Source organism: Streptomyces sp. NPDC018263, from assembly GCF_055562575.1.
This window is the reverse complement of record NZ_JBVHFA010000004.1, coordinates 671,232-681,163: the sequence shown is the minus strand read 5'-3', so window position 1 is coordinate 681,163 and position 9,932 is coordinate 671,232. Positions and strand designations below refer to the sequence as shown.

Genomic DNA, 9,932 nt, shown 5'->3' with positions numbered 1-9,932 from the left:
GGTTGATAGGCCAGATATGGAAGCCCGGTAACGGGTGGAGTTGACTGGTACTAATAGGCCGAGGGCTTGTCCTCAGTTGCTCGCGTCCACTGTGTTGGTTCTGAAACCACGAACAGCCTCATGTGCCACACATGACGGTTTGATAGTTTCATAGTGTTTCGGTGGTCATAGCGTGAGGGAAACGCCCGGTTACATTCCGAACCCGGAAGCTAAGCCTCACAGCGCCGATGGTACTGCAGGGGGGACCCTGTGGGAGAGTAGGACGCCGCCGAACTAAATTTGATAAAAGGGTCGGTCCCTGAACTTCGGTTCAGGGACCGACCCTTTTTTGTTGTCCTTAACTTGATGTTCACGTCGTCCATCGACCATGTGCCACATGGGGACCGCAGCAATGCTCAGAGCCGCCGGCGTGGGAGCCGGGGACGAAGTCGTCGTACCTGCCTTCGGGAACGCCGAGGTCGCCGAGGCGGTCGTCCTGGTGGGCGCGCAGCCGGTGTTCGCCGACATAGATCCGGGCACCTACTGCCTGGACGCGCGCTCCGTCACGGCCGTCCTGACGGACCGGACCGCGGCCGTCGTCGTGGTCCACCGGTTCGGCCGGCGGGCCGATGTCCGGCCGCTGCGCGAACTGGGGAACCCGCGCGGACTGTTGGTGCTGGAGCGGGGTGAAGCCGACGCTCCGGGCGAGGAATTGGTGCGGCGTCGGGAGCGGGCCGCCTATCTGGACGCCCGGCTCAAGGGAGTTCGGACGCCGGACAGCGGTGACGGGCACACCTACCAGCAGTACGTGGTGCGGGTGCCGGGCAACGGGCGGCCCGACCGGGACGCGTTCGCACGCGCCCTGCGTGCCAGGGGAGTTGCCTGCCGGATTCCCGTGCAGACGCCCGCCCACCGGCTGCCCGGGTTCCGGCGCCCCGGCTGGGCGCTGCCGGAGACCGAGCGGGCCGCGGACGAGACGCTCGCCCTGCCCGTCGACCCGGCCCTGACGAAGCGGGAGATGCAGCGGATCGTCTCCGCCTGCAACGCCCTTGGCGGACTGCTCCAGCCCGCTTTCTGAACAAGCGGCGAACGGATTTGGGAAGCGGAGCCCATTCAGGGTACGATCTTCTTGTTGCCGCGAGGAAACCTCGAAAGCGACAAGGCCCCCATAGCTCAGTCGGCAGAGCGTCTCCATGGTAAGGAGAAGGTCAACGGTTCGATTCCGTTTGGGGGCTCAGCGATAGAGGCTCCACCCTTTCGGGTGGGGCCTTTCGCATGTCCGCATGTCCGTGGGTCGGGCCCGCCCGCCGGGGCGGGCCCGTGGGCCTCAGTCCTGCTGAAGCCCCGGAACCCGCATCGCCAGGATCGCCATGTCGTCCGAGGGGGCGTCGGAGGCGAACCGCTCCACCGCACGCAGCACACGTGCCGCGACCGCGCCGGCCGTGAGCCCCGTACAGGTCGTCAGGACGTCGGCGAGGCCGTCGTCGCCGAGCATGCGGGTGCCCTCGCGGCGTTCGGTGACGCCGTCCGTGACGCAGAGGAGGACGTCGCCGGGGTCCAGGGTGACCGTCTCCTCGTACAGCTCCAGGTCCTCGATGACGCCGAGGAGGGGCTGGGGTTCGGCCGCGGCGGTGACCGTGCCGTCCTGGCGCAGGCGGAGGGGGAGGGGATGGCCGGCGCAGACCACCTTCAGTTCGGCGCCGCCGTCCTCCTGGGGGCGCAGCTCGCCGTAGAGCAGGGTCAGGAAGCGGCTGCGGTCGCCCTCGTCGAGGATCGCGGAGTTCAGGCGCTCCAGGACCGCCGGGCCGCTCAGGCCCTCGCGGGCCAGCAGGCGCAGGGCGTGCCGGGCGAGGCCGGTGACGGCGGCCGCGTTGGGGCCGGTGCCGCAGACGTCGCCGATGGCGAAGCCGTACGCGCCGTCACCGATGGGGAAGAGGTCGTAGAAGTCGCCGCCGACCTCGTTGCCCTCGCCGGCCGCGCGGTAGATGACGTCGACCTCGACGCCGTCGATGGGCGGGAGACCCGGGGGCAGGAGGCTGCGCTGGAGGGACTGGCTGATGGCCGTGCGCTCCGAGTACAGGCGGGCGTTGTCCAGGGCCAGGGCGGCCCGGCGGGAGAGGTCCTCGGCCAGTTCCAGGATCTCCTGGCGGAAGTGCTCGTCGGTGGGCTTGCCGAGGGTCAGCATGCCGATGACGCGGTTGCGGGCCACCAGGGGGAGGACGACGGTCTCGCCGCCGACCGCCGAGGCCGTCGCCAGGGTGGGGCCGATGCTGGAGGCGAGCTGCTGGGTGGGGCCGCCGGAGAGGCCCAGGCTGCGCATGGAGCTGCGCAGGGCGGCCTGGTGGGCGACCTCGCCGGGCAGCGGCCAGACGCGCGCACCGGGGGTCAGTACCGGGTCGGGCGGCGGAATCTTCGACAGCAAGGACTTGATGCCGTCGATGAACTCCTCGTCCTCGTGCAGGACGTACGAGAGGTAGGGGTCCGCGGACTGCTCGCTGATCGTGTAGACCGCGCACCAGGTCGCCAGGGTCGGCACGGTCATCTGGGCCATGAGGGCGAGGGTCTGGTCGCGGTCCAGGGTGCCGGCGAGCAGGTCGGACGCCTCGACCAGGAAGCTGAGCGAGCCTCTGCGCAGCCGTTCCAGCTCACCGAGGCGGGCGGACTCCACGGCCAGCGCGATGCGGTCGGCGGCGAACTGGAGGCGCAGCGCCTCCTCGTTGGAGTACCGGCCCGGAGCCTCGGCCGCGACGCCGAGGGAGCCGGTGAGGCGGCCCTCGACCTTGAGCGGCACGGTGACCACCGAGCGCATGCCGGTGCCCGCCAGGAGCGGCACGGCGGCGCTGGGGATGGCGTTGAGGTCGTCGTGGACGGCGGGCATGCGGGCGGAGCCGTAGCGGCCGGGGCCGGCCTCGACGGGGACGCGGGCGAAGCGCTGGCGGGTGGAGGGCAGGCCGGTGGAGGCGCGGACCTCGAGTTCGGTCTCGTCGTCGGTGGCGAGCAGCAGGAAGGCGGAGTCGCCGTCGAGCATGTCGCGGGCGCGCTCGACCGTGCGCTGGAGGAGTCCGTCGAGGTCGTCGGGGGCGGGGGAGCCGATGAAGACCTCGAAGGGGTCCGCGCTCTGGCCGTCGGAGCCGCCCTGGTCGCCGGTGGGGACGCGGGAGGGGGTCTGGAGGACGGCGCGCTCGTGGTCGCGGACCAGGAGGCAGACGGTGGAGGGCTCGCCGCCGGTGTCCCGGACGCGCAGGTGGGAGGCGTAGACGGAGGAGACGCGGCCGTCGGCGCCCCGGATGCCGTAGCTGCCCTCCCAGCGGGAGAGCTGGAGCGCCTCGGCGATGCCGGTGCCGGTGCCGGGGGTGTGCGGCCAGGCGGCGAGGTCGGTGAGGGGCTTGCCGATGACCTCGTTCGCCGGGTAGCCGAAGAGTTCCTCGGCGTCCTCGTTCCAGGCGCTGACGCAGCCCTTGCGGTCGATCTGGAGGACGGCCACGCGGACCCGGCTGTCGGCCAGCGGGAGCAGGTCGGGCGGGAGGGCCGGTCCGGCGGCGCGGGTGCCGACCGGGCGTTCGGGCAGGTCGAGCTGGAACCAGACGTTCTTGTGCGTGGGCGTGTACTCCACGCCCCAGCGGGTGGCGAGTGCCGCGCACAGTTGGAGGCCGCGGCCGCCCTCGCGGTCGGGGCTGCCCATGACGGCGTGCGCGCTCTGGAGCGGGACCTCGCGCTCGGGGTAGCGGTCGGAGACCTCGACGCGTACGCCGTGCTCGGTGCGCAGGCACAGGACCTCGGCCTCGGTGCCCGCGTGGACCACGGCGTTGGTGACCAGCTCGCTGGTGAGCACCACGGCGTCGTCGACGATGTCCGCGAACCCCCAGCCCTGGAGGGTGTCGCGGACGAAGGCGCGGGCGGTCGCGACCGAACGCCCGACGGGCTCGAAGCTGGCGGCCGCGCGGGCGGTGATCACGGAACTCCCATCTCTGTCGTCGACGTGCGGGGCCGGCGGGCCGGCCGGTCCGGACCGCTGCTGCGGGGTCCGTTCGTCCTTCGGCCGTGGCTCCGGGGGAGGTCCCCCCGAGATCAGTCCGGTGGTCATCCTCTGCGGCCGCCCCTCCGATGCCCGTGTCCTTCTCGTGCCGCCGCCCAGGCCGGTCGGGCCGGTGCGGCTGGACAGCCGGATGCAAGGTTACTTACCTTCGCCGTCGCAGTGGATGCCGGTCGCCGGTGATTACCCCCCACGGTGTGCGAACCGTGTGCGAAGCTGCCGAACTGTTATGGCCTGGTTCGGCAGGGGTGAAACACTGGGCAGGATTTTGATGAAGGTCCGTTCGGGCTGCGTGTGTTCCGTGCACCAGGGGCAGCAGCGCCGGGCACGGAAGTGGCGGTCTACCCCTCCGGGAGGGACACAGTGGAGTCTGGCGCAGCGACGCGGGGCAACAAGACGCGCGCGAAGGGCCGGCCGTCCCCGCGCAGGAGCGGTGGCGTCACCGAGGTGGACACGGCTGCCCTGAACCGCTTGCTCGCCGCGCTGGAATCCATGCGCGACGGGAACTTCCGCAAGCGGCTCACGGTGTCCGGCGACGGCGTGATGTCGGAGATCGCGGCGGTCTTCAACGAGGTGGCCGACCGCAATCTGCATCTGACCGGTGAGCTGGCGCGGGTACGGCGCACGGTCGGCCGGGAGGGCAAGCTCACCGAGCGGCTGGAGACGGGCGCCTGCGAGGGTTCCTGGGCGGCCGCGGTGGAGAACTCCAACGCGCTGGTCGACGACCTGGTGTGGCCGGTGTCCGAGGTCAGCCGGGTGCTGACGGCGGTCGCGGAGGGCGATCTGTCCCCGCGCATGGACCTGCGCACCGAGGCGCCGGACGGGACCGGGCATCCGCTGCGGGGCGAGTTCCTGAAGGTCGGCCGGACCGTGAACAACCTGGTCGACCAGCTCTCCACCTTCACCGACGAGGTCACCCGGGTGGCCATCGAGGTCGGCACCGACGGCAAGCTCGGCGGGCAGGCGAAGGTGCGGGGCATGTCGGGTTCCTGGAAGGACCTGACGGAGTCCGTCAACACGATGGCGAACCGGCTCACCGCCCAGGTGCGCGACATCGCGCTGGTGACCACGGCGGTGGCCGGCGGTGATCTGTCGCGGAAGGTCACCGTGCAGGTGGCCGGCGAGATGCTGGAGCTGAAGAACACCGTCAACACGATGGTGGAGCAGCTCTCCTCGTTCTCCTCCGAGGTGACGCGGGTGGCCCGCGAGGTGGGCACCGAGGGCATCCTGGGCGGGCAGGCGCAGGTGCCGGGCGTGGCCGGGGTGTGGAAGGAGCTGACCGACTCCGTCAACACGATGGCCGGCAACCTGACCCTTCAGGTGCGCGGGATCTCCCAGGTGACGACGGCGGTGGCCAACGGTGACCTGTCGCAGAAGGTGACCGTGCCCGCGCGGGGCGAGGTGGCGCAGCTCGCCGAGACGATCAACCAGATGACCGAGACGCTGCGGATCTTCGCGGACGAGGTCACGCGCGTGGCCAACGAGGTCGGTGCCGAGGGGCGGCTCGGCGGCCAGGCGAACGTGCCGGGTGCGGCGGGCACGTGGAAGGACCTGACGGACTCCGTGAACACGGTGTTCCGGAACCTCACGACCCAGGTGCGGGACATCGCCGCCGTGACGACCGCCGTGGCCAGCGGCGACCTGTCGCAGAAGGTCACCGTCGATGTGGCGGGCGAGATGCTGGAGCTGAAGAACACCGTCAACGGGATGGTGGACCAGCTCTCGGCGTTCGGTGCCGAGGTGACGCGGGTCGCGCGGGAGATCGGTGTCGAGGGTGAGCTGGGCGGCCAGGCGCAGGTGTCGGGCGCGGCCGGTACCTGGAAGGACCTGACGGACTCGGTCAACACCGCGTTCCGCAACCTCACCGGTCAGGTGCGCAACATCGCCCAGGTGACGACGGCGGTGGCCAACGGTGACCTGTCGCAGAAGGTCACCGTGGACGTGTCCGGTGAGATGCTCCAGCTCAAGAACACCGTGAACACGATGGTGGACCAGCTCTCCAGCTTCGCCGACCAGGTGACGCGGATGGCCCGTGACGTGGGCACCGAGGGCCGCCTCGGCGGTCAGGCACGGGTGGACGGGGTGTCGGGCACCTGGAAGGAGCTGACGGACTCCGTCAACTTCATGGCCGGAAACCTCACCTCCCAGGTGCGCAACATCGCCCAGGTGACGACGGCGGTGGCCAACGGCGACCTGTCGCAGAAGATCGACGTGGACGCGCGCGGCGAGATCCTGGAGCTGAAGAACACCATCAACACGATGGTCGACCAGCTCTCCGCCTTCGCCGACCAGGTGACCCGGGTGGCCCGTGACGTGGGCACCGAGGGGCGCCTGGGCGGGCAGGCGCAGGTGCCGGGCGTGGCCGGTGTGTGGCGGGACCTCACCGATTCGGTGAACGGCATGGCGGGCAACCTCACCGCCCAGGTCCGCAACATCGCCCAGGTCGCCACCGCGGTCGCGCGCGGTGACCTCTCCCAGAAGATCACCGTGGACGCGCGCGGGGAGATCCTGGAGCTGAAGAACACGCTGAACACGATGGTGGACCAGCTCTCGTCGTTCGCGCAGGAGGTCACCAGGGTGGCCCGTGAGGTGGGTACGGAGGGCATGCTCGGCGGTCAGGCCGAGGTGCAGGGTGTCTCCGGCACCTGGAAGGACCTCACGCAGTCCGTGAACTTCATGGCCAACAACCTGACGATCCAGGTGCGCAACATCGCCGAGGTCACGACGGCCGTGGCCAAGGGCGACCTGTCGAAGAAGATCACCGTCGACGCCAAGGGCGAGATCCTCGAACTGGTCACCACGGTCAACACCATGGTCGACCAGCTCTCCAGCTTCGCCGAGCAGGTGACGCGGGTGGCCCGTGAGGTGGGCACCGAGGGCATCCTGGGCGGGCAGGCGCACGTACCGGGTGTCACGGGCATCTGGAAGGACCTGAGCAACAACGTCAACCTGATGGCCAACAACCTGACCATGCAGGTGCGGAACATCTCCCAGGTGGCGTCGGCGGTGGCCAACGGTGACCTGACGCGCCAGGTCACCATCGAGGCGCGCGGTGAGGTGGCGCAGCTCGCCGACACCATCAACACCATGGTGAAGACGCTGAGTTCGTTCGCCGACCAGGTCACCAAGGTGGCCCGTGAGGTGGGTACGGACGGCATCCTGGGCGGCCAGGCGCATGTGCCCGGTGTGGCGGGCACGTGGAAGGACCTCACCGAGTCGGTGAACGGGATGGCGTCCAACCTGACCGGCCAGGTGCGCAACATCGCCATGGTCACGACGGCGATCGCCAAGGGCGATCTGACCAAGAAGATCGACATCGACGCGCGGGGCGAGATCCTGGAGCTGAAGACGACGATCAACACGATGGTCGACCAGCTCTCCAGCTTCGCCGAGGAGGTCACCCGCGTCGCCCGCGAGGTGGGCACCGAGGGCCAGCTCGGCGGCCAGGCCCGGGTACTGGACGTGGACGGCACCTGGCGGGACCTGACCGAGTCGGTGAACGAGATGGCCGGGAACCTGACCCGGCAGGTGCGCGCCATCGCCAAGGTGGCGACCGCGGTGACCCGCGGCGACCTGAACCTGAAGATCGACGTGGACGCGTCCGGGGAGATCCAGGAACTCCAGGACTACATCAACAAGATGATCGCCAACCTGCGCGACACCACGATCGCCAACAAGGAGCAGGACTGGCTCAAGGGCAACCTGGCCCGGATCTCGGCGCTGATGCAGGGGCGCCGGGACCTGGAGGACGTCGCCTCGCTGATCATGAGCGAGCTGACCCCGGTGGTCTCCGCGCAGCACGGCGCCTTCTTCCTGACCATGCCGCTGCTGGAGGGCCAGGATCTCGCCGGGGACGGCGAGGAGCAGTACGAGCTGCGCATGCTCGGCTCCTACGGCTGCTCCACGGGCGCCATGCCGACCTCGTTCCGGCCCGGTGAGGGGCTGATCGGGACGGCCGCGCAGGAGAAGCGCACGATCCTGGTCAGTGACGTGCCCAGCGGCTATCTGAAGATCTCCTCGGGGCTGGGGGAGGCCCCGCCGGCGCAGGTCATCGTGCTGCCGGTGGTGTTCGAGGGCAATGTGCTCGGGGTGATCGAGCTGGCGTCGTTCACGCCGTTCACGCACATCCAGCGGGACTTCCTCAACCAGATCGCGGAGATGATCGCCACCAGCGTCAACACGATCTCCGTCAACACCAAGACCGAGCAGTTGCTCAAGCAGTCCCAGTTGCTGACCGAGCAGCTCCGGGAGCGCTCGGCGGAGCTGGAGAACCGGCAGAAGGCGCTCCAGTCCTCCAACGCCGAGCTGGAGGAGAAGGCCGAGCTGCTGGCCCGGCAGAACCGGGACATCGAGGTGAAGAACACCGAGATCGAGGAGGCCCGGCAGGTCCTGGAGGAGCGTGCCGAGCAGCTCGCGGTGTCGATGCGCTACAAGAGCGAGTTCCTCGCCAACATGTCGCACGAGCTGCGTACGCCGCTCAACTCGCTGCTGATCCTGGCCAAGCTGCTCGCCGACAACGCGGAGAGCAACCTGTCGCCGAAGCAGGTCGAGTTCGCCGAGACCATCCACGGCGCCGGGTCCGACCTGCTCCAGCTCATCAACGACATCCTGGACCTCTCCAAGGTCGAGGCCGGCAAGATGGACGTCTCCCCGACGCGGATCGCGCTGGTCCAGCTCGTGGACTACGTGGAGGCGACCTTCCGGCCGCTGACCGCGGAGAAGGGCCTGGATCTGTCGGTGCGGGTCTCCCCGGAGCTGCCCGCCACCCTGCACACCGACGAGCAGCGCCTGCTCCAGGTGCTGCGCAACCTGCTGTCCAACGCGGTGAAGTTCACCGACTCCGGCTCGGTGGAGCTGGTGATCCGGCCCGCCGGGGCGGACGTGCCGCAGACCATCCGGGAGCAGTTGCTGGAGGCCGGGGCGCTGACCGATCCGGACGCCGATCTGATCGCGTTCTCGGTGACCGACACCGGTATCGGCATCGCGGCCAGTAAGATGCGGGTGATCTTCGAGGCGTTCAAGCAGGCCGACGGCACGACCAGCCGCAAGTACGGCGGCACCGGCCTCGGTCTGTCGATCTCGCGGGAGATCGCCCAGTTGCTCGGCGGTGAGATCCACGCGCAGAGCGAGCCGGGCCGCGGGTCCACGTTCACGCTGTACCTGCCGCTGCACCCGAGCGAACTCCCGCCGCAGGGCTACCAGCAGTCGGTGCCCCCGATGGAGGCCGGTGAGCTGGTCGCCTCGGAGGCGCATCTGTCCGCCAGGCTCACCGCGCCCGAGACCGAGACGCCGGCCGAGGTGAAGTCGTACCGGGACACGCAGAACGGGCCCGCCGCGCTCTTCCGGCGCCGCCGCCGGACGCTGCCCCCGGCCGAGCCGCGGCAGGAGCAGCCGATCACCGTCGAGCAGCCGGAGGAGGCCGAGCGGCCGGTGTGCACGGTGCGGTTCGGCGGCGAGAAGGTGCTCATCGTCGACGACGACATCCGCAACGTGTTCGCGCTCACCAGCGTGCTGGAGCAGCAGGGTCTGTCGGTGCTGTACGCCGAGAACGGCCGCGAGGGCATCGAGGTCCTGGAGCAGCACGACGACGTGGCCGTGGTGCTGATGGACATCATGATGCCGGAGATGGACGGGTACGCGACCACCAGCGCGATCCGCAGGATGCCGCAGTTCGCGGGGCTGCCGATCATCGCGCTGACCGCGAAGGCCATGAAGGGCGACCGGGAGAAGGCGCTCCAGTCGGGCGCCTCCGACTACGTCACCAAGCCGGTCGACCCCGATCATCTGCTGGGCGTCATGCGACAGTGGATGCGGCCGGAGTGACGGCACGCCAGGACCGGTCACGGGGGCGCGGTTCAAAGCGCGGACCAGGTGTGGGAACCTCGGATTCCGGGAACCTTCCAGGCTCTGCCCGCGTTTG

At 69.7% G+C, this 9,932-nt stretch carries 3 protein-coding genes, 1 tRNA gene and 1 rRNA gene; 4 read left to right on the top strand and 1 reads right to left on the bottom strand.

From position 1 onward, the window contains the following. Nucleotides 1–157: 157 nt before the first annotated feature. The 3 genes from rrf to ACZ3HQ_RS15410 all read left to right on the top strand — a co-directional run bounded on the left by rrf (nt 158) and on the right by ACZ3HQ_RS15410 (nt 1,214). Nucleotides 158–274: ribosomal RNA gene (gene rrf / locus ACZ3HQ_RS15420) — 5S ribosomal RNA — on the top strand. Between the two features lie 117 nt (nt 275–391). Next, nucleotides 392–1,057 carry a DegT/DnrJ/EryC1/StrS family aminotransferase gene (locus tag ACZ3HQ_RS15415; RefSeq protein ID WP_467511086.1) on the top strand — a complete coding sequence of 222 codons (666 nt, stop codon included), beginning with the start codon at nt 392–394 and terminating at the stop codon, nt 1,055–1,057. 84 nt (nt 1,058–1,141) lie between these two features. After that, nucleotides 1,142–1,214 (top strand) — tRNA-Thr (locus tag ACZ3HQ_RS15410). A 92-nt stretch (nt 1,215–1,306) separates the two neighbouring features. Here the strand turns inward: ACZ3HQ_RS15410 and ACZ3HQ_RS15405 are convergent. Further along, nucleotides 1,307–4,063 carry a SpoIIE family protein phosphatase gene (locus ACZ3HQ_RS15405; RefSeq protein WP_467511043.1) on the bottom strand — a complete coding sequence of 919 codons (2,757 nt, stop codon included), beginning with the start codon at nt 4,061–4,063 and terminating at the stop codon, nt 1,307–1,309. Between the two features lie 312 nt (nt 4,064–4,375). Here ACZ3HQ_RS15405 and ACZ3HQ_RS15400 point away from each other — a divergent pair, with 312 nt between their 5' ends. Further along, entirely contained in the window at nt 4,376–9,835 is a 5,460-nt protein-coding gene (locus ACZ3HQ_RS15400; protein ID WP_467511041.1) for a HAMP domain-containing protein, read from the top strand. Nucleotides 9,836–9,932 lie beyond the last annotated feature (97 nt).